Genomic DNA, 23,596 nt, shown 5'->3' with positions numbered 1-23,596 from the left:
TCCTTATTTATTGATTTTTGTCTTGTCTTTATGTACATGTTGTCTTTCCGCCTGTTTCTCTGCTGTAGAAAGCATACCGCAAGCAGCAAAAATATCTTCTCCCCGCGAAGCACGAATGGTGGCAAATACCCCATGACGGGTCAAATAATCGCGGAATGCCAGCATCGTATCCGCATCGGTTCCCTGCAAATCCACCCCCGGAATCGCATGGAAACGAATCAGGTTGACCCGGCAGTCCAGTCCCCGCACCAGCTTCACCAGTTCTTTGGCATATGCCAAATTATCGTTCACACCGCCGAAAACGATGTATTCGAACGACAGGCGCCGTTGTTTGCTGAAGTCATACCCCCGGAGCATGTCGACAATTTCACGAATGGAAAAAGCCTTTTCGGCAGGCATCAGTTCACCACGTTGTGCCGGGAAAGGCGAGTGCATGCTTACCGCCAGGTGGCAATCGCTCTCTTTCAAGAAGCGTTCCATTCCACGTCTCAGGCCTACCGTAGAAACCGTGATTCGTTTCGGGCTCCAGGCATAACCATAGTCTGCGGTCAGCACCTCCAGCGACCGCAACACAGCATCCAGATTATCCATAGGCTCACCCATCCCCATAAACACCACATTGGTCAGTGTGTCCCGCTCAGGGATAGAATAAATCTGATTCAAGATTTGCGCAGTGGTCAGATTGCCCGAAAAGCCTTGTTTACCCGTCATGCAGAACTTGCAGTTCATTTTGCATCCCACCTGTGAAGACACACATAACGTAGCGCGTTCGCCATCAGGAATATAAACAGACTCGATATAGTTGTTATCGGGCGTACGGAACAGATATTTCACCGTGCCGTCCACCGAACGCATCTCATGCACCGGAGCAGAAGCCCCCACCTCGTACATCTCCTTCAGCCGTTCACGGTTCTTGAGCGACAGGTCGGTCATTTCATCTATCGAAGCCACCTTCCTCCCGTACATCCAGCGTGCCACCTGCTTCCCCGTAAACTTGGGCATTCCCAAGCTTGTCACGATTTCGGTCAGCTCGCCCAGTGTTTTTCCCAAAAGGGATATCTTCTTTTCACTCATTCAACACTTGTTTTGTTTGCAAAAATAGGCAAAATCTCTGAATTACGCGAAATAAAAAAGCAGAATACAGAAATTCACACTACAAATTAAGACTTCCGGAAGAAAAATAAGCGCGGTATGAAATTGTACATTTTCTCACCAGATATTTTAATGTGCCAATGAATAATAGGCAATGTGCTAATTTATTTTCACAAAATGGATGCAAGAGGGGTATAGGTTGAAACGACACCCCTGCGCACGGCATGGTTTCAACTCATATCGTCTTCCCCATGACCTTAATTCAAGTAAGGTCATCCTGCGGGATAGGGTGGTTTGAAACTACCTTATCTCAGAGACGACCTGCTTTCAAGGTAGGTCGTTGTTGTCTTGCGCAGAGACCCCCTCTGTCAAACATACACCGTCTCGGCACGTATGTCGGTATGGAGAGGGGAATAGTGAGGGAGGATTCACTCCACAAAGATACGAAAAATTTTTCAATTGGCAATGGATATTAGGCAATGGACAATGGAAATTTGACAATCGGCAATTATTTTTTTTGGCAAGTTATACTTAAACCGCTGAAATGCAACTATTTGCACAGGCGCGCGAAGCTATATATACCGGGCTTTGCATATAGATGCATGATGTATTCCTTATAGTTGCACCAGCAAAACTTACAGTTACAATCCTTACAATTACCGTTTATGAAAGTGAGCAAAAAGAAGAAAAAAAATTACATTAATATGTATATATATAAATATATATATTATATATTTATATATATAAATTTTATACAGACTTTTCTCTCTGCCCCGAAAACGTAAAACCGATAAATGTAATTGTAAGGATTGTAAGTGTAAGTTTTCCTGAATTGATTACAATTACAATCCTTACAATCACACTCGTTCATTAAGATTATTAAAACGAATGTCATTTTGGGAAATAAGCAAAACACAAAAACGCTTTATATATCGCTGATTTTCAAGGTCAATTTCAAAAAAAACATCTTCTGTTAACAGATTTTCACACCCACCCATCCCAAATCCATTGCCACATGGAAAAGATTTCTTACCTTTGCAGAGGAGAGAGGGAGGAACATAATTATACCATGCGGACATTCATCTAAGACAAACCACTGATTATGACAAACAAAGACATAACTTGCTTCGTCGCCTGTTGCGGAGGGGCAACACCTGGTGATATCATTGAAGGGCTTCCAGACGCAAAGATACAGACAATCTCCCTGCAAGACAATACCGATACCTGCCGGCTTATAGCTGCCCAAAGTCACACCCCCTATACTCTAATATGCCGCACCAGGCATCACATCCGGCTAGGGTACAGAGCTTTGGAGCGTATGGCAGATTACTTGTCTGCTCCTGAGTGCGGCATGGTATATGCCGACCGTTACGAAGAGACCAAAGAAGGAATATACCCACATCCGGTCATCGATTACCAGCCGGGAAGTGTACGGGATGACTTCGACTTCGGCTCGCTTGTGATGTACCGCACCGAAGCCTTCAGACAAGCTACAGCCGAAATCAGTGTAGAGCCTGCGTATACCCATTCGGCAAGCTACGCCCTCCGGCTGGCATTGTCGCGCAAGTACTCCCTGACTCATATCAGCGAATATCTTTATACAGAAACCGAAACAGATACACGTCATTCGGGCGAAAAACAATTCGATTACGTCGACCCGCGTAACCGGGACGTACAATTGGAACGGGAAGCCGTCTTTACCCGATACCTGAAAAAGACAGGAGCATACCTGCCTCCGCCGAAGCGGAATATCGATTTGCAGAAAGGCTCGTTTCCCTGTGAAGCATCGGTCATCATCCCCGTGCGCAACCGCGTGCGGACCATCGACGATGCCATCCGTTCCGCATTGGCACAAGAAACGACATTCGATTACAACCTGATAATCGTAGACAATCATTCTACCGACGGAACAACCGAAGTCATCCGCCAGTATGCCGGAGAAAAGAAAGTAGTCCACATCATCCCCGAACGCACCGACTTGGGTATCGGTGGATGCTGGGACTTGGCCATACGCGATGCACGATGCGGACGGTTTGCCGTCCAACTGGACAGCGACGACCTGTATAGTACGCCCGGCACCTTACAGGCTATTATCGACAAATTCCATGCAGGACAATGCGCTATGGTCATCGGTTCCTACCGCATGACCGACTTTAAACTGCAGGGCTTGCCGCCCGGCGTAATAGACCACCGCGAGTGGACCGATGCCAACGGGCACAACAACGCCCTCCGTATCAACGGGTTGGGAGCACCGCGTGCTTTCTACACCCCCTTGCTGCGCCAGATAGGCATACCCAACGTAAGCTATGGAGAAGACTATGCACTGGGACTGGCATTCTCGCGCCAATACCCTATCGGGCGTATCTACGACGTACTTTACCTGTGCCGCCGCTGGGATGGAAACTCGGATGCCAACCTGAGCATCGAGAAAGTAAACCGCAACAATGCTTATAAAGACAGCCTGCGCACACTGGAGCTTTCCTGCCGCCGTGCCCTTATGACTCCAGAAAAAGAAACACCCGGCGAACATTTCCTGAAGCACCAGCTGGCCCACTGGGCACTGGCCCGCACAAATCATGAAGCACTCTGCCACATCCAGACCCGCCGCCTGTGCATCGGGGAAAATACGGTATTTGTCCAGTTCAATCCCGCCCGCGCGGTCTCGACCTGTGCCCGGCTGGATAAGACAAGCATTGCGGCACGCCCGTGCTTTCTTTGCGACACACACAAGCCCGTCGAGCAAGACTGCATCCCCATCATACTGGATGAGACTTTCCAGCTTCGCATCAATCCTTATCCCATCCTGCCTGCCCACCTCACTGTTTCCAGCGAACGGCACCAGCCCCAAACCCTTGCGGGAAAAACCGGACGCCAGCTGCCAGGCAAACTGACCGACTGGCTGGAGAGACACTTCGCATCGGGGTATGCTTTGTTCTACAACGGAGCCAAATGCGGCGCATCAGCTCCCGACCATTTCCATTTTCAGGCAGCACGTATGCAAGACATACCGCTCATCATGCAGTGGGACCGGCTGATGGAAACCGCCACCCTTACAGGACAAGCCACTTTACCCGGCGGGGGAACATGTCAGGAATACCGCATCAACGGATACCTCTGCCCCATCGAGGCATTCGTGTCCGACTCTGCCCCTGTATCAGATGCAGATTTGATAGATGCTTATCTGCACACGTTGCCATCGCACCCGGACGAAGACGAACCACGTTACAACCTGTTTGCTTGGAATGACCCGAAAAGAGGGTTCACCGTAGCGTATCTCCCACGTGATAAGCACCGTCCGTCCTGCTATACGGCATATGGGGGTGAGCAACGCCTTGTAAGCCCCGGCGCCCTTGACATGGCGGGACTGATAGTAACCCCCCGGAAAGAAGACTTCGAAAGTCTGACCGCGGAAGAGATAAAAGAGATATACGATGAAGTAAGTTTATGACTCAGTAACCAAAAGACAAGAACGAAGTAACAAAAGTGACGAGTCAACTAAAAAAAGCACAACAATGAAAGAACCCGAAATAAGCGTGGGCATCCTCAATGCCCCCCAAATACATTTCAACCTCAACAGACGTTACCTTGCCAAAGGTGAAAGCGTAGACGGAGAACAAACCGTATGCTTCGACGAAGGAGGCATCTTGTGGAACGGTAACGTGTACCGCGAGCTGACCTTTACCCCACTGGAAGACGATGCGTCATTCTCCCTGTACGACGTAACCATCGGCATCAATTTTCATTGGGAACGACAGGAAACCCAGCGTTTTACCGGCATGCTGAAACTGGTGGTGGATGAAGGAGGCATAACCGCCATCAATATCCTCCCAGCCGAAGAGTATCTCATCAGCGTCATCTCTTCGGAAATGAACACCACCTCTTCGACCGAATTTCTTAAAGCACACGCCGTCATCTCCCGAAGCTGGCTATTGGCACAAATAGAAAAGCGGAAAGCACTGAGCAAAAAAGACAACGGATTCTTTCCATTCATCAAAACCGAAACCGAATACATCCGCTGGTACGACCGCGAAGACCATACCATCTTCGACGTATGCGCCGACGACCATTGCCAGCGTTATCAGGGCATCACCAAAGCATCCAGCCGGAGGGTGGAAGAAGCGGTGAAAGCCACACGCGGACAAGTATTAATGTATAAAAACGCCATCTGCGATGCCCGCTTCTCGAAATGTTGCGGAGGAGCGACCGAAGAATTCGGCACCTGCTGGGAAAACAGGCAATACCCCTACCTGCATGCCGTGCGTGATGCAGCCGGAGAAACGTCCTTACCCGACCTGACCTGTGAAGAAGAAGCTGAAAAATGGATACGCTCTGAACCGGATAGTTTTTGCCATACACACGACAAGAACATCATCCGGCAGATACTGAACAATTACGACCAGGAAACCACCGACTTCTACCGCTGGAAAGTGCGTTACACCCAAGCCGAACTGGCTGAACTGATTCACTCGAAAACCAAGTACGATTACGGGAAAATCCTCGACCTCATCCCCATAGAACGCGGCAAGTCGGGACGTATCTGCAAACTGAAAATCGTAGGTTCGGAAAAGACGCTGATTATTGGTAAAGAACTGGAAATACGTCGCACGCTCTCGCCTACCCACCTGTTCAGTTCTGCTTTCGTAGTAGACAAAGGAGAAACCACCGACGGGGTACCCGCCTGGTTCCAACTGACCGGTGCAGGATGGGGACACGGTGTAGGCTTGTGCCAGATAGGGGCAGCCGTGATGGGCGAAGAGGGTTTCAGCTACAACGATATCCTGCTACATTATTACAGGAATGCGGAGGTAAGAAAACTGTATTAAATAAGACAAACAATCCTATTTCCGAATTTGGTTCTATTTTGGCTTTATTTTCACTTTATATGTTACTTTGAATTGGAAAGCGGGAACAAGTCCATCTATCTTGATATTTACCACGAGAGAAAGATACACTATGAATTTTTGAAACTCTATCTCGTGCGGGAGAGCTCTGTGGAAACCAAGGCACCAGATGAACCTATGCCCCCGCACAGCCATCCGCATTAAGAACATGCTGGAGCAGCTTCCGCTATTGAAATAAGGATTGGTATCTGTTGTTGTGATACACAAAAGAGCCGCAGTATGTAAGTGTACATCCTTACATGCTGCGGCTCTTGCCAACTCCGTTTATTATCACACTTACCCGAAGATGTCCCGCAATTCCTTGTTGCTCAGCTTGCCTATCCAGCTTTCGCCGCTTGCCACGGTCATATCCGCCAAGTGTTTCTTCTGCTGGATCATGTCGTTGATGCGTTCCTCAAAAGTGTCTTTGGTGATGAAACGATGCACCATGACGTTCCGTTGCTGCCCGATGCGGTAGGCGCGGTCGGTAGCTTGGGCTTCCACAGCCGGATTCCACCACAGGTCGTAGTGGATGACGTGTGAGGCAGCGGTGAGGTTCAGTCCCGTCCCGGCAGCCTTGAGCGAGAGGATGAAAATCTTGTCGCTCCGAAGGTTCTGGAAACGCTCCACCATTTCCTGACGTTGCTTTACACTGCATCCGCCGTGGTAGAACAAGGGGCGTTGTCCCAACCGTTCTTCGATGAAGCGCACCAACAAGTCGCCCATCTCGCGGAACTGGGTGAACACAAGCACTTTTTCGCCATTTGCTACAATCCCTTCCAAGCGGTCCAACAGCATCTCCGCCTTGCCGGACAACTCCATGCGGGCATCGCCGTTCTTGAGGAACTGCGCCGGGTGGTTGCAGATTTGTTTCAGGGCAAGAATCATTTGCAGGATAAGTCCCTGACGCTTGAAAAGGGATTCGTGGTCGGTGGTATCGAGCCCCTCGATTTCCGCCATGGCTGCTTCGAGCGTGCGGTGGTAGAGGGCGGCCTGCTCCGAAGTGAGTGCGGCATAATCGTCCAGTTCTATCTTGTCCGGCAGGTCGGAGATGATGCTCTTGTCGGTCTTCATCCGGCGCATCATGAAGGGAGCGGTCAACTTGCGGAAGCGGGCGGCGCAATCGCCGTCGTTGTAGAGTTGGATGGGGTTGACAAACTTCTCCCTAAAGGCTTTCGGCGTATCCAAGTAGCCTTTGTTGGCATACTCCATGATGCTCCAGAACTCGGTGAGGCGGTTCTCTACGGGTGTGCCGCTGAGGGCGATATGTGTCGTGGCGGGAATGCCGCGCACGGCCTTGCTCTGTGCGGTGTCCTGGTTCTTGATGTTTTGCGCTTCGTCAATGAACATCAGCGTCCACGGCAATTTCTTCAGTTTGGCATTGTCCGAGCGCAACACGCCGTAGGTGGTGAGCAGGATGTCGGCATCAAACTGCTTCAGGCTTCGTCCTGTCCCGTGATAGACAAAGAAGGTAAGCGACGGGGCGAAACGGCTGATTTCCGCCTGCCAGTTGGTGAGCAAGCCGGTGGGTACCACCACTAATATACGTCCCTGCTCCAATGCGCCTTCCTCTTTCAATTTCAGCATCAGGGTGATGGCCTGCAAGGTCTTTCCCAATCCCATGTCATCCGCCAGGATAGAGCCGAAACCGATGCGGCTGTTGCGGTACATCCACGAGAAGCCGCGTTCCTGGTAAGGGCGCAGCGTAGCGTTCAATCCGGTGGGGAGTGGAATATGCTCCTGCCGCGTCAGTTCGTCCATCAATTGGCGGACCTCGTCGGTCAGATGCACCGGTGCCGATTCGTATTCTCCCGTCAGGGCAGCTTGCAGGATTTGGGCGGGAGTCAGCTTTTCGCCCTGCGCCATGGCGGCTTGCAGCTTTTGCAAGGTTTCCGCATCGGCATAGATATAGCGTTGCTTGAACTTGATAAGCCCGTCGGCCTTCTCCATCAGTTTCATAAATTCTTCCAAAGGAACAAGCTCTTTGCCCAATGCGACTTCCCAATCGAAGGCAAAGAGGTCTGCCAGACTGAGAAAGCCTTTGTCCGAACCGGCTTTCCGTTTGATGGAAAGTGATGCCTTGGGACGGATGAGTTGTCCCAATGATTTAGGCATGAATACCTTGATGTCGAGCATCCGTACGGCAGGGATGACTTGCAGCAGGAAAGGCACAAACGATGCAGCAGTATAATGGACAGGCTTTTTCGCACCGGCGTTGATATAGCTCCCCACTTCTTTCACCAGCCCGGAGATGAGCGTAAAACTCCTCAGGATGCGCAGTCGCTCACGGTCGTATTCCGGCGAATCCAGCACTTCGCATAGGGATACAGTCTGCGGCTCCGGTTTTCGCTTGTCCTCCACGCCGATATGCAGGTCGAAGCCTCCCCGGCGACTCTCTTTCACGCTGAACACCGGGCGGTAGTCCGATGCCGTCAGGGTATAGGAAGCCGTCCACGAGCGGATGCCGCCGGGTGTTTCTTTTTCGCCCACTCCGTCGAAGGGCATGTGTTCTCCCTTGAAGAAGAACGGGAGGAGCGGCATACGGTCGCAACTGCCCGACAAGTATTTGACCAACGTCCCGAGGAAATACGATACCAGCCACTCCGCCGGATGCTCCACGGGTTTTGCTGCGGAACGTGCAGTAGATTTCACCTTGACGAGCGAAGCCGGAACGAGTCCTTCGAGTGCCTCCACCAGTTCTTTGGCTTGCGCATCGATGTAGGCGGGCATCCAACGCACCAGGTATTTCTTGTCCGACAATCGGAGCAACTGTGGAGCCACCGCTCCCTTGTCCAACAGGTGCAGCGCACAGAAAAGAGTTTGGTATAGGACAATGACCGTCGGATGATAATCGGGCAAGAAATCGGGATTGATATGCAGCAAGGCATGAGGCAACGTGCGCTCGTTGTAGGCAACCTTTCCTTCTATCGTCCAGTCATACCGATAATCAAAGCAAAGGCTTATCGTATCGTCTACACCGATACTTTCCGGCAGTTTGGAAGATGCGACAGAAAACATTTCTTCCCTCCCCAGCTTCCCGGTGAAGAAACGCTGCACGTTCTTTCTCACACGGCGCAATTCCGCCACATATCCTTCCTTGAAATTACCTTGGGTTGCAAAAGGCGGCTTGTCCGGCAGAAGCATCAGCAGGGCATCAGACCGGTCGGCCAGCTTGGAGAAGTCGATGCGGCGGAATGCCGGGACTTCCGTTCCTGCATCTTTAGCAGGCAGGGTCGTCACGAGGTCTTTCAAGGCGGGCACTTCCACCTCCTGCCGCACGTTGTCCACTTCAATGCCCCGTTTCTTCAATTCTTTCAGAAGGTCGAACCCGTGCATTTGGAACACAATGAAAGGATTGTTGTCAATCTCCCGGCTGAACATATAGACCACGGCTGCCAGATGTTTGCAAGGCACCGCCCAATCGGGACAACTGCAATCCATCTCCAAGTCATCCCACCGTTCGGGGAATATCTTCAAGCCGCAGGAGCGGGCGATGTCCAGCACCTCCGGGTCCAATTCCCGGTTGAGGAGGCCGGAGATGATGCCCGGTCGGGCTATCAGCCGGTTCATCAGCTTGTCCACCTGTCCGGCGGAAAACTTCGGGACGATGATTTTAACGCGGTAAGGCCGCGGACGGCTGCCTTGCACCTTGGCGCTGATGACATTATCTTGCAACTGTATTTCACGGACGGAGCCATTGCGGGCATACCGTGCGCCGCGGGGGATGCGGTTCTCATAATCAATGTGGGTCAGCGAACGCAACCATTCGTTGCCCCACCATGTATTGCCAAACTGTTGTGCCATATATGAATCGTGGTATAATTTTTTTGTTGCAAAGATAACTTTTTCGTAGGACAAATTATAGAAAATACGAACTTAAGGCTTGATAAACCCGGCTATATCCCATCCATGTTTACCGCGGCATCAATGATTCCCGGTAAGCCTTCGGCGACATGCCCAGATGTTTGGTCACGTACCGGCTGAAATAAGAGAGCGTCGTGAAGTTCATTTCTTCTGCAATCTGTACGATGGAAAGGTCGGGATTGTTGAGATATTCCTTTATCATCGGGACAGTGTAGCGGTCGATGTAATAAGTGACGCTCTTGCCCGTCTGCCGCTTTACGGTATTGGAGAGGTATTTGACGGTTACGTTCAGCTGTTCGGCATAATAAGCGACTTCCCGGTATTTCTTGCTGCGTCCGCTTTCCAGCAACGCCATCAGTTCCTTCACGACATACATGCTCCTGTCCGTGGCAAATATCGGGGTACGGTTCTTGGCGTGGAAATAAAACAGGTCATAAATCAGCGGAAGGGCCAGTCCGCCTATCAGCTCGCGGTAAAACAGATGGCCGGTATCGGCGATGCGGTCGCGGATATGGTGTATGTCGCGCACCAACGTCTCCGCATCCTCTTCCGATAAGGGGATGACAGGGTTGTCGTACAGGCTGATACTGCCTCCTATACCATAATTATTCGCCGGAAGCTGGTTGGAGAGGAAATCATGCGGGGCTGCCAGAACTTCCACTTTCAAATCGTCACTCTGGCCGACTACATGCACTTGCTGAGGCGCATTGATGACCACAGCGTCATGCTTCTTCACATGAAACGGACGGCCGTCGTAAGTAAAGAAGCCTTCTCCTTGCAGGCACACCATGTGCACGCACCAACCCCGCAGCTTGACCGACCCTATCAGTTGGAACTGGGTGGAATATACGATTTTCAGTTCTTTATCCTTTGCCATGCCACAAAATTAGGGCATTATCCGGAGAGTGCAAAACAATTCGTGCTTTTGGTGAAACATTAGGCACCTTTTGTGAAACATAGAGCGTGTAAAAGCAGCGTAACTTTGCACCGTAATCAGAAACGAAAAAGACAATGAGCAAAGCACTGATAGTTTATTATTCGCGCCGGGGCGAGAACTATGTCGGCGGCGTTATCAAGAAGCTGCAACAGGGTGAATGGTTGAAGCAAAACGGCATCTAAACTTATCCCGGATATGACCCTATCAAAGGTCAGACCTTTGATGGCCTAAGGTCAGACCTTTGATACCCTCAAGTCCGCCCTAATGGCAGACATCAAATAATAATAACCCCATAAAAACAACGAGTTATGCAAACAGTCAAATTATCAAACGGCGTAGAAATGCCGATTTTAGGTTATGGTGTATATCAGGTAACTCCTGAAGAGTGTGAACGCTGCGTGTCGGATGCCCTGAGCGTGGGCTACCGTATGATAGACACGGCCCAGGCTTACTACAACGAGGAGGGCGTGGGCCGTGCGGTGAAGAAGAGTGGCATCCCGCGCGAGGAACTGTTTCTTGTGACAAAGGTGTGGATATCCAACGCCGGGTATGAGAAGGCAAAGGCTTCTATCGACGAATCCCTCCGCAAGCTGCAAACTGACTACATCGACCTGTTGCTCATCCATCAGCCTTTCAACGACTACTACGGCACCTACCGCGCCATGGAAGAAGCGTACAAGGCAGGCAAGCTCCGTGCCATCGGCGTATCGAACTTCTACCCCGACCGTTTCATCGACTTGGCAGAGTTCTGCGACATCAAACCGATGGTGAACCAAGTGGAAACGCATGTGTTCAACCAACAACGCCAGCCGCAGGAAATCATGAAAGAGTACGGCACGCAAATCATGTCGTGGGGGCCGTTCGCCGAAGGGCGCAACGACTTCTTCACCAATCCCGTGCTGAAAGCCATCGGCGAGAAATACGGCAAGTCCGTGGCACAGACCGCCCTGCGCTTCCTCATCCAGCGAGACGTGGTAGTCATCCCGAAGTCCACGCACAAGGAGCGCATGGAGCAGAACCTCAATGTATTCGACTTCTCCCTCTCTGCTGAGGATATGGAGGCTATTGGCAAATTAGACAAGGGCGAAAGCCTGTTCTTCTCGCACTATGCCCCCGAGACGGTAAAGTGGCTGACGAGCTTCGGAAAGTAAAACATGGATACGTAAAAAGAAATAGGGACTTAGAAGATACACGAATAAGTGTACAAGATTAAAATTTGTCACCTTCTTCTTTCAATATCCGTATCATCTTCGGGCGGAAGCCATTTTCCCATTGTTCCAGCATCCGGACAATGGGCATAAGGCTTCGCCCGTCTTCCGTGATGGAATATTCCACATGGGGTAGAAGTCCGGGATAGATAGTCTTCGCCAATCATGCCGTACTTTCCAGTTCTTTCAACTGTTGGTTGATGACGCGAGCCTAGATATTCCACTCGGATATAATGCAACAACTTCATGTCCTAACTTGCTTTGCGCATGCATCAAATCTTCTGCCTATTTTGTCAATCCTCCACTACGGCATGGAGGAAAACCCCATGGAGGAAAACTGCTGAAAGGACGGGGCGTGAAGCGCAACTCCTCGTCGTGCTACCTGCGCACCTTGCGCACTCTCTACCGCAAGGCCGTCGAAGCCGGACTGACAACCGACAAAAACATTTTCCGCCACGTGTTCACAGGGTTCGCCAAGACCGCCAAACGAGCCATACCGTTAAGTTCACTGCGTGCCATCAGGCTGCTCCGTCTGCCCGAGGACTCCGTCGTCGCCTTCGCACGTGACCTGTTCATGCTGAGCGTTTATTTGCAGGGCATCTCGTTCGTGGACCTTGCCTACCTGAAGAAAGGCGACATCCGAAACGGGCAGCTGCACTACAGCCGCAAGAAGACTGGACAGAAGCTGACCGTCGGTTGGGAATCCGTCATGCAGGACATTGTGGACAACTACGCCCACCTGACGAAAGACAGCCCTTACCTTTTGCCCATCATCATAAAGGTGGACGGCACGGAACGGCGGCAGTACGAGCGGATGGAGCATAAGGTGAACTACTACCTGAAGAAAATCGGCGCGATGGCCGGATTGCGTACATCCCTGACGACATATACGGGGAGGCATACCTGGGCAAGCACGATGCGTGACATGGGCACCAGCCTGTCCGTCATCAGCAAGGGGCTGGGCCACGAAAACCTGAAGACCACACAAATCTATCTTTCCTCCATCGACACGGAGGACGTGGTGAAAGCCAACCGGAAAATGATAGGCAAAATCATGCGTGAATGAAAGCCGGGAATGTTCGACAAATATCGGAACTGTATAATATGAAACGGCGAATTTTTGCAACCGATTGATTATCAGTATATAATTTTGCACCAAGTCCAATTTTAGTCAAACAACGGCTGTATTTGTTCGACTAAAATTGTAATCTTTAAAAAAAATCCGGTGATAAATGGTTCTGTATTAAATCTTTTTATTACCTTTGCGCCATACTTACCGCTTCATATTATAAAGCAATGGTAAAGCGGTGGGTGTAGAATAGACTTAATAGATTGAGAACTAAACACTTGTGATATGGAAGCAAAAATGTTAAAGCGCATCGCGCTTTGTTCTTCTCGTCACATAACAACGGTGGATCATTGCTGCTGAGGTTCGTCCAGAATACCGCCGTTATACCTGAAATAAGGTGCTTCGGAACTATCATGCGATTGACATGAGAGGAACGTGAAGAATGCACTTTTCAATTGACAATTGATAATTAACGATTGACAATTTATGGTATTGACTTCTAACTCCTCAGTCCGCTACAGCGGGCGATAACTTCTTCTAACTCCTTTAACTCCTAATAATAAAACTTATGCCCGACAAACTTAACCATGTAGATTACCGTTGGTATGTGGTGCGCACCAAGCGCCATCAGGAGGGTAAGCTGGTGGAGCTTTTGGAAAAGCAAAAGGCACAGACCAAGAACATCCTGGAGATCTATGCGCCGACCCACACTACGGTGAATGTGCATCAGGACAGCGACGACAGGCAGAAACCGCTGTTTGCGGGCATCGTGTTCGTACTCGCCACGCAGAATGCGCTGATGAGTTTCATGAAAGAGCACTCCAAGGATGCGGACATACAGTACGAACGTAAAAAGGAAAAAGGAGAAAGGACACGGATGTGTGTCATTCCCGAATCCCAGATGCGTGCTTTCCGTGACTACAACGAGAACTATGCCGACAAGGTGATTGTGCTGGAACGTCCTTACTCGGACTATGCCTTCAACACGAAAACGGGCGAACCGAACGAGATAGTACGTGTCGTTGACGGTCCGCTCGCGGGCTGTGAGGGCTATATCTGCCGTTTCCGCCATGGAAAACGGCTGGTGTTTCAGGTACAGGGCTTTGAACCGGGCAGTTGGCTCACGGTTTCCTGCCCCAAGGCATGGGACTTGCACGTAGTCCGCCTGCACAACATGGAGGGAGACAGGCTCTCCGTCGGAACGGAGAAAGGACGTGCCGTGGACCTGCTTGCCGGAATCCTGCAGGCTTGCGGCTATGGAGAACGCACGCTCCAGATGCTTTATGGTATCATTGACCGTCTTGTCGTCAAGCCGTCGCTGGTATCGCTCTGCAAGGAACTTCATGCACATGGCGACACCGCTTTGAGCCAACGTCTGGCACGGATGACCGGCACGGAGGCGGAACTCGTCATCAACCTCGTGCGTTACGAACATGACAATCCGGGGTATGTGAAAGCCAACTGGAGCAAGCTGACGTTGCGCCCGTTCCTTACCCCGACAGCGGGTGTGGAAATGGAAGAAGGCAAAACCGGGGTGGAATTCCACCATAAGGATTTTACGGAAATCATCCGCAAGGTTGACATAAAGGAAGAAGCCTACCTGCCCAGCCTGCAAAAGGACGAAACAATCACCACTACCTATTATGCCCACATCGGCATGATGGAGGATAAAGACAAGGAAGAATCTACTTACTTCGCCAACTGGGACGGTTTCCTTCAGGAATATTTCCTGACTGCAGGCAAAGCCAATGAGAAATTAGTTGCGGGAACGGTGGAGGCCGTTCCTGACGGCACGGCAAATGTGGAAGGGGAAAAGCTCATCGAGTCCTTCCGCAACTATGCGCCTACATTATATAAGGTATTGACGGACGCGGATTCAGCCGTAAAAGCCGTACAGGACTTTAAGGTCGGTGAAAATACGTTGAATGTCTTTGCTATCCGGTCTTCAGCACAGGAGAAGGATGCGGCAAAGGACAAGCTGATACAGACCTGCGTCCGCATCTGCAAGGAAATCAACACCACCAACCACCTTGCCATATGGCGCAGGTACCTGCGGACGGTGTGGCTGCACAATTAATATTTTTAAGGAGTTAAAGGAGTTAAAAGGAGTTATCACTCCGCTTTGCTCCGTTAGGAGTTAAAGGACGTAACAGACAGACAAAAATCATAGTAGAAAGTGGATAACAACAATCAGAAGAATGTACAGACAGCAACTTTAACCCTCTCCCCTCATGGGGAGAATTGGAGAGGGGCTGAGGGGCTGGAAGGTTTCGGCTTCATCGCCTACGCCAACTCCCGCGTTGAGAAACTGCGGGACGAGGGGCGGTATGACGCGGCAATAAAACTGAAAAAGTATCTCAGGAAGTTCATCACCTATTTAGGCAAAAATGAAGTGCCTTTCAAGGACTTCGACGCCCTGCTGATGCGCAACTACCACACGTGGCTGAAGAACCAGGAGCTGGGACGCAATACCATTTCCCTCTATATCCGGAATTTGAAGCGGGTCTATAAACTTGCCGTAAACGACGGTCTTGCTGCCGACAGCAATCCCTTTGAGGGCATGGACGTGAGCTACCGTGTCAAGAAAGAGCGAAACGGACTGACGCTCGATGAAGTGAAACGTCTGCGCGACCTTGACCTGGGCGGTGAATCAGAGATGACCGTCTTCGCCCGCGACATCTTCCTGTTCACAGTCTATGCCCGTGGCATGAGGAGCGATGACATCTTCCGGTTGACGAGAAAGAATATCAAGAACGGACAGCTCACCTATCGCCAGCACGTCACCGGCAAGGAAATCTCCATTCCCTGGGAACCGGCACTGCAGGAGATTGCGGACCGCTACAGGCAGAAAGGCACGTCCCTACTCTTCCCCATCATTACGGCAAAAGACCCGCGCGAACAATGGAGACAGTATGACAGCCTCCTGCACCGCATCAATTACAGCCTGAAGAAATTAGGCGAGATGATGGAGCTTGGTTATCCGCTGAACCTGACAGTCGCAAGGCATTCATGGGAGAGCATGACGAAGAGCGTAAGCATAAGCGACATCTTGTGAAATGAAGAAACAACATTCGGCGTAAGCCAATGAAGAGTTAAGAAAGAAGAAAAATAACCTAATGACGACAGCTTTCACGGTTCAGCCGTTTTAGCAACGTTTACCGGTGGAAACCGTGACGACTGCCGTCATTTTCAGAGAAAATTAGCTTTAGCAAGGTTGCAGGTCATGATACTCGTTCGCCACATCAAAGCACGGACAGACCTTTTGCGGGTCCAAGTCCCTATGTCCCACAATCAGGGCGTCGGGATATCTCCGGCGAAGCCGTTCCAGCAGGTTGCGCAAGGCAATGCGTTGGGCATCCGTTCGGGTGTCAGCAGGCTTTCCGTCCTTAGACAGTCCGCCGATGTAACAGACTCCAATCGAATGCCGGTTATGGTTCTTGCAATGTGCCCCGACCATTTCATCGGGCCTGCCCGGTTCAATAGTCCCGTCCGTGGGAATGACGTAATGGTAACCGCAGCCTATCCAGCCCAGCGAGCGGTGGTAGCTGTCGATGTCTGCCATCCGAAGGGCACTGCCCGCCCTATTGGCAGAACAGTGCACGATAATCAGTGTAATGGTTCTCATAAGTGTATATTTAGGTAACGAGTTAACCAGTTGACAAGTTGACGAGGTTTTAGATGAACTATTCAGAACCTTGTTCCCTTGTCAACTGATACCTTGTCAACTTCTACATACTGGCTATCGCTCCTCCGGCAGCACCGGTTATCAACAACTCAATGAACTTGACGATGTAAAGCAAAATGTTTTTCCAGTTTGTTTTCATACGTTTAGTGGTTAAATGAATAATAAGGATGAATAATCGCATGACAATTTATTGTTGCAGGGCAGATTCGTTATCCGCCCTGCAAGGTTAAAGTTAATCTGCGGAAATCCGCGTTTCAGAAAGACCTGGGAAAGGAAAGAATCACACGCCGGGTTCTTCCGGAACAGAAGCAGTCTTCCGTTTCGCCGCTTCCAGGTCCACAGTAGCTTCGCCCGACTTTTCAGCCTTCAGCGTAGCCTTCTGTGCCAGGCGGCTTGCTACCGGAGCAAATTCGGCACGCGAGCGCAGGTTTTCGAAGTCCTCACCGGGAGTAAACACGATATTTACCGTCTTGATGTTGGATGCAGTAAATTCTTCCATCGAAACAGCAGGTTCACAAGTGAGGGAAATACCAAAGGTGCCCAGTTCACCGAACTGCACTTTGCAGCCGTTCAGCAGCATCTCGACCAGGCAGGCACACGTATCACTCACCACGCCTTTCACCGTACCGCGGGTAAACACCCCGTTGTGATCGGCGATGTGTTTCACGAACTCGTCAAAAGTCATCGTTTTGGTTACTTGGTTTTTGGCGTATGCCATTTCAGTTGCTTCTTCGTCCAACGGGTTTCTCCATAAATAGGTAGAGTAATTAATCATACTTTAAACTGTTTTTTAATGGTTAAACTTAAGTGTCAGTTTGTAAGTTTTTAAGTTTGTTAGTTTTTAAGTTTGCAATTCAAAAACTCAAGAACTTAAGAACTAAAAAACTCACCAGATGTTGCGCGCTTCATCGTTCTGACAATGCAAAGATACGGCACCGGAAAGGCGAAATCAATTCGGTTGACAAGCGTTGACAAACCATTGATAAATCATTTATTCTGAATACAGTTGACTAGTTGACAAGGTTTTATTCAGTTGACTAGTTAACAAGGTTTTATTCAGTTGACTAGTTAACAAGGTACCAGGTAACGAGGTCCTGAATAGCTGAATACAGTTGACTAGTTGACAAGGTACTAGTTGACAAGGTTCTGAATAGTCTTACTGAATGTATTTAAAACCTAGTTACCTAGTACCTGTAACCTAGTCCCTGGTACTAAAACCTAGTTACCTAGTACCTAGTCCCTGTTACTAAATATACCCCACGTGTCCGACATAACCATAAACATAAACGGAGGAAACAACCAGATCCTCCCCAACGCTACGGAAGCCGTGCAGAATTTCTACGGCAGCTACTTCCCGGAGCATCCGCTTCCCGACACGTCCGCTCAGGAAACGGAACCTCCCGAAGCGCAGAAGCTTGCCCTATATATAAATAAGGAGAACCTCGGCCGTTATCTCTCCCTCATCGGCGAGTGCCGGTCGGCTACCGAGCTGGCACGTGTCGTGGTGGAGATGGTGGAACAAGAGCCCAGGCTCTTCCCCGAAGAAATGGTGAAAGAACGCTTCATCCGCCTCCTGCTGCCTTTCGCGTCCAAGCTTGAAAAAGGCAAGACCATCGACAACATCCGTGCCCGCATCAACGACGCATGGATGAACCGTCCCAAGAAACGTCCCTGAACCTGTCTGAAAAGACCGCCCTGTCATGAACCCGATACTCATTCCAAGAGGACAAGTCACCGGGAAACTTTACGCATTTCCGGCATTTCACTTGAAACTCTTGGCTGATGAAAAAAAGCGCGTTCATAAAGAAAATAGCGGAAGCAGTCATCGAATCCATCCGGGAAGAGCATTTTGAGATACCTTATCTCAGGCAGATAGCCGCCGCTCAGGAATACCTGAATGCAAACCGCAATGCCGACCTCTCGCACGTGAAGTGCCTTCTCCGCTGGATAATGCCCAAGGAGTACCACGATGAGATAGACAAGCTCCACGAACGGGAAGACCCCCAGTTTGTCTGCATCATCAACGGCGGTCAGAACCTCATCGCCCCGAACGCGCAGCAGGCAGAACAGAACATACAGGATAGTACACCCGAAAAATGAATATATACTGCAACCGCCGATGAATATATACTGCAACTGCAGTTGAATATATACTGCAACTGCCGATGAAGTATATATCCCTAAAAAATAGATATAGATAACGTTTTCAAAACATACATGTATGACAAACGGAAAGAATAAAATCGAAGCCATATTCAGCGAACGCAACATAGATGAAGATTGCGATACCATAGCACGACTGCTTTCACCTTATCGGGAGGTGGTTCGTGAATCGTTAATTCAAGGCAACTATGCCGAAGCCGTAACCATCCTACTCGAAGTGCTCGAAAGCCTCACTCACCACTTCGTACAAGACGAGCATTACAACTATTTTGATGATATGTACAGTCCAGATTATGTTTGTCAAGACATGATGGAGGCAACCATCAATGGCATCAAAAACGGGAATTTTCCAGCAGCAGAGTTGCAACGGTTGAAAGACGGATTGGAAAAGTTAAAGCATACAGAAGCATACGAAGATTATGGTGTGCCGTATGTGTTGGATGTGTGGGAGAAATTCCAACGGTAACCAGCCTATAGTCATCAAAGACAACCGGTCAAAAAACACATTCATATTGGGTGATCGTTAATCTGTGAAAACACTAAACATAGAGAAGAATAAAGTAAAATCCGCGTTAATCTGCGGAAATCTACGTTTCAAATAAATCACAAACTTATTAATATGAAAGATTTGAAAATAGCCGTAGCCGGAACCGGTTACGTAGGACTTTCCATTGCCACGCTCTTGGCACAACACCATCAGGTAACGGCTGTAGACGTGATACCCGAAAAGGTGGATTTGATCAACCAACACAAGTCGCCCATCCAAGACGAATACATTGAGAAATACTTGGCGGAAAAAGACCTGAACCTGACCGCTACCTTAGACGGAGCCAAAGCATACGCTGAGGCAGACTTTGTAGTCATCGCTGCCCCGACGAACTACGATCCGGTGAAGAATTATTTCGATACCAGTCATGTGGAGGAAGTGATTGATTTGGTTTTGAAGGTAAATCCCGCTGCCGTGATGGTCATCAAGAGCACCATTCCTGTTGGCTACACCAGAAACCTCTACTTGAAGTATGCAAACAAAGGTGTGAAACAGTTTAACCTGCTCTTCTCTCCTGAGTTCCTGAGAGAAAGCAAGGCGTTGTATGATAACCTCTATCCCAGCCGCATCATCGTAGGCTATCCCAAAATCATCGACCGTCCGGAGTTCGCTGAGGAAAATGAAGCCATCCAAGCCGTCACCAATGTAGAGAAGATGCAGGAAGCAGCAAAGACCTTTGCCGGATTGCTGCAAGAAGGGGCGATAAAAGAGAATATCGACACGCTCTTCATGGGCATGAAAGAAGCCGAAGCCGTGAAACTTTTCGCCAATACCTACCTTGCCCTGCGCGTAAGCTACTTCAATGAACTCGACACCTATGCCGAAGTGAAAGGTCTCGACTCTAAAGCTATCATTGAAGGAGTTGGTCTTGACCCTCGCATCGGTACGCATTACAACAATCCCAGCTTTGGCTATGGCGGCTACTGCCTGCCCAAAGACACCAAGCAACTATTGGCAAACTATGCCGATGTACCTGAGAACCTGATACAAGCCATTGTAGAGAGTAATCGTACACGCAAAGATTACATAGCCGATGCAGTCTTGCAGAAGGCAGGTTACTACAGCGAGAACAGCAGCTTCGATGCCCGCCGTGAGCACGATTGTGTGATAGGTGTTTATCGTCTGACGATGAAATCCAACAGCGACAACTTCCGTCAGTCTGCCATCCAAGGCGTGATGAAGCGGGTAAAAGCCAAAGGTGCGGAGGTAATCATCTACGAACCGACCTTAGAGGATGGAAGCACGTTCTTTGGTAGTAAGGTGGTGAATGACTTGAACGCTTTCAAAGCGCAAAGCCAAGCCATTATTGCCAACCGATATGATAGTTGTCTGGATGATGTGAAAGAGAAAGTGTATACAAGGGATATATTCAGAAGAGACTAAACTTTTTAAATGAAGAATTAAGAATGAGGAATGAAGAATCTTTAGAATATACCTCTCTAACTTCTTTAACTCCTTAATCAACAATACAATCATGTTAACTTCAAATGTAGTTTTGACAGGCAAAACTGTGCTTGTCACGGGCGTTGCCGGCTTTATCGGTTCCAATCTCGCCCAGCGTCTTCTTCAGGAAATTGCAGATATTCAAGTAGTCGGCATCGACAACATGAACGATTATTACGATGTACGGCTGAAGGAAGAACGATTGAAGAAACTATCCGGTCACAAATCGTTTATCTTTATCAAAGGTGACATTTCTGATAAACAGACGATTGACAATTTGTTCCAAGAATACAAGCCGCAAGTGGTAGTGAACTTGGCTGCCCAAGCCGGTGTGCGTTACAGCATCACCAATCCCGATGCTTACGTATCATCCAACTTGATAGGCTTTTACAACCTCTTAGAGGCTTGCCGCCATAGTTACGATAACGGGCAAACCGGAGTGGAACACTTGGTTTACGCCAGCAGTAGCAGCGTGTATGGCAGCAACAAGAAAGTGCCTTACAGCACAGATGACAAGGTGGACAATCCCGTCAGCCTCTATGCAGCTACCAAGAAGAGCAACGAACTGATGGCTCATGCCTACAGCAAACTGTACAATATTCCGAGCACAGGCTTACGTTTCTTCACGGTATACGGTCCAGCGGGAAGACCTGATATGGCATACTTTGGCTTTACCAATAAGTTGGTGAAAGGCGAAACCATCAAGATATTCAATTACGGCAACTGCAAGCGCGACTTCACTTACATCGATGACATCGTAGAAGGTGTGGTGCGTGTCATGCAGCACGCTCCCGAACGCTTAATCGGTGAAGACGGTTTGCCCATCCCTCCGTATAAAGTATATAATATAGGTAACAACCACCCCGAAAACCTATTGGATTTCGTGACCATCCTGCAAGAAGAACTGGTGCGTGCGGGCGTGCTTCCTACGGATTATGATTTTGAGGCGCATAAAGAATTGGTACCGATGCAGCCGGGTGATGTACCCGTAACATATGCTGACACTACACCATTGGAAACGGATTTCGGCTTCAAGCCGAGCACTTCGTTAAGGGACGGGTTGCGGAAGTTTGCGGAATGGTATGCGGGAGTTAGTTTTTAAACGATTATCCGCCTGTTTGTTGATTTTCCGCTTTGGAATTTGCGATAAACAAAAGAAATGACTATTTTTGTAAAACAGCACTTATAAGACAAACGGATTATGGAAAACGTTGTAAAGGTTGCATCTTATATTTGCCAACGCTATCAGCGGGAATTCGGCAAACGGATTGATGAAATGAAGCTGCATAAGCTGCTTTATTTCACGCAACGTGAGTCCATTATCCAGACCGGACAGCCTATCTTCGAAGAACGTTTTGAGGCATGGAAATATGGTCCGGTATTGCTCCCTATCAGGCAGCTTTACAAAGAAGATGCCTTGCATGAACCGTTATCGGATTTGGCAGAAGCACAATACAAGTGTGTGTTTGATAGTGTGTTTGATACTTACGCTCCCAAAGATTCTTGGAGTTTAAGCAGCATTACGCACGGTGAATACGCATGGCGTCAAGCCCGGCAAAAGGTTGACGCAGACGGGAAAGGTCATGAACTGATGCAGACGGACGATATACGCAAAGATGCCGAAAGGGTTAAACAGCGCCGTTTCCTTTATAATAAGGTCGTTCCATTCATCTACCGGACAGACAGCTATGCAAATCACTGAGGAACAAAAACGAATATTGGATTCCTTTACGTGCGAACGCCTGTCTTCGAATCCGGACAACCTGAGGGGAGTGGAAAATTTCTGCAATCTGAGGAATGGGAGCTTGGAGCACACGCTGAAAGACACAGCTTATGCGGAAGACGAAGCAAACCACATCGCTTACTATCTTATAAAAGACGCTGACGGCAACATCCTTTTCTATTTTTCCTTGAAATGTGGTATGCTGTATGACAGTTTGGACCAAGGAGAACAATTACGCAAGCTGAACGGTTTGTTCCGTTTCCTTGTGGAATTGGAAAATGATTCTTCATCTACGGTAGAAGATAGGCAGACTATCAATTCCATATTGGAAAGCATCCGAACGAGAAAAGGCTTGGTTAAAGAAGATTTAGCCAAGATTTCACGAACGAAAAAGAATCAGTTGCTGGAAGAGTTGGAAAAAGAGCCGACCGACCACCTGAAGCGTGTAGGAAAGACTTTTGCCGGCATTGAAATCGTACACTTTTGTGCTAATGACGCTTGCCGTATGCTTTGGGATGAATTTCATTTCCAGCAGAAAATAGGTGCTGTTATCTTTTGGCATTTCGTTGTGCCTAAGATTTGTGAGGCCAAAAAACTCATTGGTTGCCAATATCTTTTTCTGTTCGCAGCCGATTTGACTCCGGATGAACTGTTAATCAATTATTACGAGACTTTTTTAGGCTTCCGCTCTTCAAACGAACGCGGAACTGCCATACCTTTCTATGACTATGCCTGTAAGTTTATGTATCAGGAAATAAACGGCATAGAGGAGCGGAGAGAGCGGTTTTATAGGGATTTTAATCCGGATGAGGAAAGTGTGTAGTAAGTTGAGGTATCTGTATAATTAGAATGTTTACTTTTGCCATGTACGCCTTTTCTCCGATTGGCAGCTGCTTATTGTGGTATAATCCGTATGGAATTTCATCGGAACTTTTTTCAAAAAAATCTTTAACGGATGCAGGGGTTATGTGAACACGGTTCCTGG

The 23,596-nt window shown here is 49.0% G+C and carries 20 protein-coding genes; 14 read left to right on the top strand and 6 right to left on the bottom strand.

Annotated elements, in window-relative coordinates; genetic code table 11:
• Positions 1-3: 3 nt before the first annotated feature.
• Entirely contained in the window at positions 4-1,074 is a 1,071-nt protein-coding gene (gene rlmN / locus H9625_RS07990) for a 23S rRNA (adenine(2503)-C(2))-methyltransferase RlmN (RefSeq protein WP_087207832.1), read from the bottom strand.
• 1,120 nt (positions 1,075-2,194) lie between these two features.
• Between rlmN and H9625_RS07985 the strand changes: the two genes are divergently transcribed.
• The 3 genes from H9625_RS07985 (at position 2,195) to H9625_RS07975 (ending at position 6,137) form a co-directional block, all read left to right on the top strand.
• Complete coding sequence (locus H9625_RS07985) at positions 2,195-4,540, top strand: DUF4922 domain-containing protein (RefSeq protein ID WP_191763815.1); 2,346 nt, start codon at positions 2,195-2,197, stop codon at positions 4,538-4,540.
• A 64-nt stretch (positions 4,541-4,604) separates the two neighbouring features.
• Positions 4,605-5,915, top strand: coding sequence for a SpoIID/LytB domain-containing protein (locus H9625_RS07980; RefSeq protein WP_191763813.1), 1,311 nt, complete (start codon positions 4,605-4,607; stop codon positions 5,913-5,915).
• 27 nt (positions 5,916-5,942) lie between these two features.
• Positions 5,943-6,137, top strand: a complete 195-nt coding sequence (locus H9625_RS07975; protein ID WP_191763811.1) for an Arm DNA-binding domain-containing protein — start codon at positions 5,943-5,945, stop codon at positions 6,135-6,137.
• Between the two features lie 132 nt (positions 6,138-6,269).
• On the opposite strand, the gene H9625_RS07970 is transcribed toward H9625_RS07975, so the two are convergent.
• Positions 6,270-9,776, bottom strand: a complete 3,507-nt coding sequence (locus tag H9625_RS07970) for a DEAD/DEAH box helicase (protein ID WP_191763810.1) — start codon at positions 9,774-9,776, stop codon at positions 6,270-6,272.
• 109 nt (positions 9,777-9,885) lie between these two features.
• Positions 9,886-10,713 carry a helix-turn-helix domain-containing protein gene (locus H9625_RS07965; protein WP_191763808.1) on the bottom strand — a complete coding sequence of 276 codons (828 nt, stop codon included), beginning with the start codon at positions 10,711-10,713 and terminating at the stop codon, positions 9,886-9,888.
• A gap of 368 nt (positions 10,714-11,081) precedes the next feature.
• Between H9625_RS07965 and H9625_RS07960 the strand changes: the two genes are divergently transcribed.
• Complete coding sequence (locus tag H9625_RS07960; RefSeq protein WP_191763806.1) at positions 11,082-11,924, top strand: aldo/keto reductase; 843 nt, start codon at positions 11,082-11,084, stop codon at positions 11,922-11,924.
• Between the two features lie 58 nt (positions 11,925-11,982).
• On the opposite strand, the gene H9625_RS07955 is transcribed toward H9625_RS07960, so the two are convergent.
• Positions 11,983-12,144 (bottom strand): winged helix-turn-helix transcriptional regulator, encoded by a 162-nt coding sequence (locus H9625_RS07955; protein WP_225226365.1) that lies wholly within the window; start codon positions 12,142-12,144, stop codon positions 11,983-11,985.
• A gap of 93 nt (positions 12,145-12,237) precedes the next feature.
• Here H9625_RS07955 and H9625_RS07950 point away from each other — a divergent pair, with 93 nt between their 5' ends.
• From H9625_RS07950 to H9625_RS07940, 3 genes are all read left to right on the top strand, one after another.
• Positions 12,238-13,047: a tyrosine-type recombinase/integrase gene (locus tag H9625_RS07950; RefSeq protein ID WP_225226364.1), complete on the top strand. Its 810-nt coding sequence runs from the start codon at positions 12,238-12,240 to the stop codon at positions 13,045-13,047.
• A gap of 571 nt (positions 13,048-13,618) precedes the next feature.
• A complete protein-coding gene (locus H9625_RS07945) occupies positions 13,619-15,127 on the top strand; it encodes a transcription termination/antitermination NusG family protein (protein WP_191763804.1) in 1,509 nt (502 codons plus the stop codon).
• A gap of 99 nt (positions 15,128-15,226) precedes the next feature.
• A complete protein-coding gene (locus H9625_RS07940) occupies positions 15,227-16,105 on the top strand; it encodes a tyrosine-type recombinase/integrase (RefSeq protein ID WP_191763802.1) in 879 nt (292 codons plus the stop codon).
• Between the two features lie 150 nt (positions 16,106-16,255).
• On the opposite strand, the gene H9625_RS07935 is transcribed toward H9625_RS07940, so the two are convergent.
• Positions 16,256-16,675 (bottom strand): N-acetylmuramoyl-L-alanine amidase, encoded by a 420-nt coding sequence (locus H9625_RS07935; RefSeq protein WP_022038857.1) that lies wholly within the window; start codon positions 16,673-16,675, stop codon positions 16,256-16,258.
• A gap of 340 nt (positions 16,676-17,015) precedes the next feature.
• The gene (locus H9625_RS07930; RefSeq protein WP_022039714.1) at positions 17,016-17,510 is read right to left on the bottom strand and encodes an HU family DNA-binding protein; all 495 of its coding nucleotides are present in this window, start codon (positions 17,508-17,510) and stop codon (positions 17,016-17,018) included.
• Positions 17,511-17,996: 486 nt separating this feature from the next.
• On the opposite strand from H9625_RS07930, the gene H9625_RS07925 reads away from it, so the two are divergent.
• The 7 genes from H9625_RS07925 to H9625_RS07895 all read left to right on the top strand — a co-directional run bounded on the left by H9625_RS07925 (position 17,997) and on the right by H9625_RS07895 (position 23,434).
• Entirely contained in the window at positions 17,997-18,410 is a 414-nt protein-coding gene (locus H9625_RS07925; protein ID WP_191763800.1) for a hypothetical protein, read from the top strand.
• A gap of 107 nt (positions 18,411-18,517) precedes the next feature.
• A complete protein-coding gene (locus H9625_RS07920; protein WP_013616155.1) occupies positions 18,518-18,835 on the top strand; it encodes a hypothetical protein in 318 nt (105 codons plus the stop codon).
• A gap of 121 nt (positions 18,836-18,956) precedes the next feature.
• Positions 18,957-19,364: a hypothetical protein gene (locus H9625_RS07915; protein ID WP_191763798.1), complete on the top strand. Its 408-nt coding sequence runs from the start codon at positions 18,957-18,959 to the stop codon at positions 19,362-19,364.
• A 153-nt stretch (positions 19,365-19,517) separates the two neighbouring features.
• Positions 19,518-20,828, top strand: a complete 1,311-nt coding sequence (locus H9625_RS07910) for a UDP binding domain-containing protein (protein ID WP_191763796.1) — start codon at positions 19,518-19,520, stop codon at positions 20,826-20,828.
• 112 nt (positions 20,829-20,940) lie between these two features.
• Positions 20,941-21,990, top strand: a complete 1,050-nt coding sequence (locus tag H9625_RS07905; protein ID WP_191763823.1) for an SDR family NAD(P)-dependent oxidoreductase — start codon at positions 20,941-20,943, stop codon at positions 21,988-21,990.
• Positions 21,991-22,089: 99 nt separating this feature from the next.
• The gene (locus H9625_RS07900) at positions 22,090-22,590 is read left to right on the top strand and encodes a Panacea domain-containing protein (protein ID WP_191763794.1); all 501 of its coding nucleotides are present in this window, start codon (positions 22,090-22,092) and stop codon (positions 22,588-22,590) included.
• Positions 22,577-23,434 (top strand): hypothetical protein, encoded by an 858-nt coding sequence (locus H9625_RS07895; protein WP_191763792.1) that lies wholly within the window; start codon positions 22,577-22,579, stop codon positions 23,432-23,434. The genes H9625_RS07900 and H9625_RS07895 overlap by 14 nt, the downstream gene beginning before the upstream one ends.
• The last annotated feature ends 162 nt before the right edge of the window (positions 23,435-23,596 follow it).

The organism is Phocaeicola intestinalis (assembly GCF_014837065.1).
Lineage (GTDB): Bacteria > Bacteroidota > Bacteroidia > Bacteroidales > Bacteroidaceae > Phocaeicola > Phocaeicola intestinalis.
Note: the sequence above shows the minus strand (reverse complement) of the source record. Positions and strands in the feature narration are given on the sequence as shown.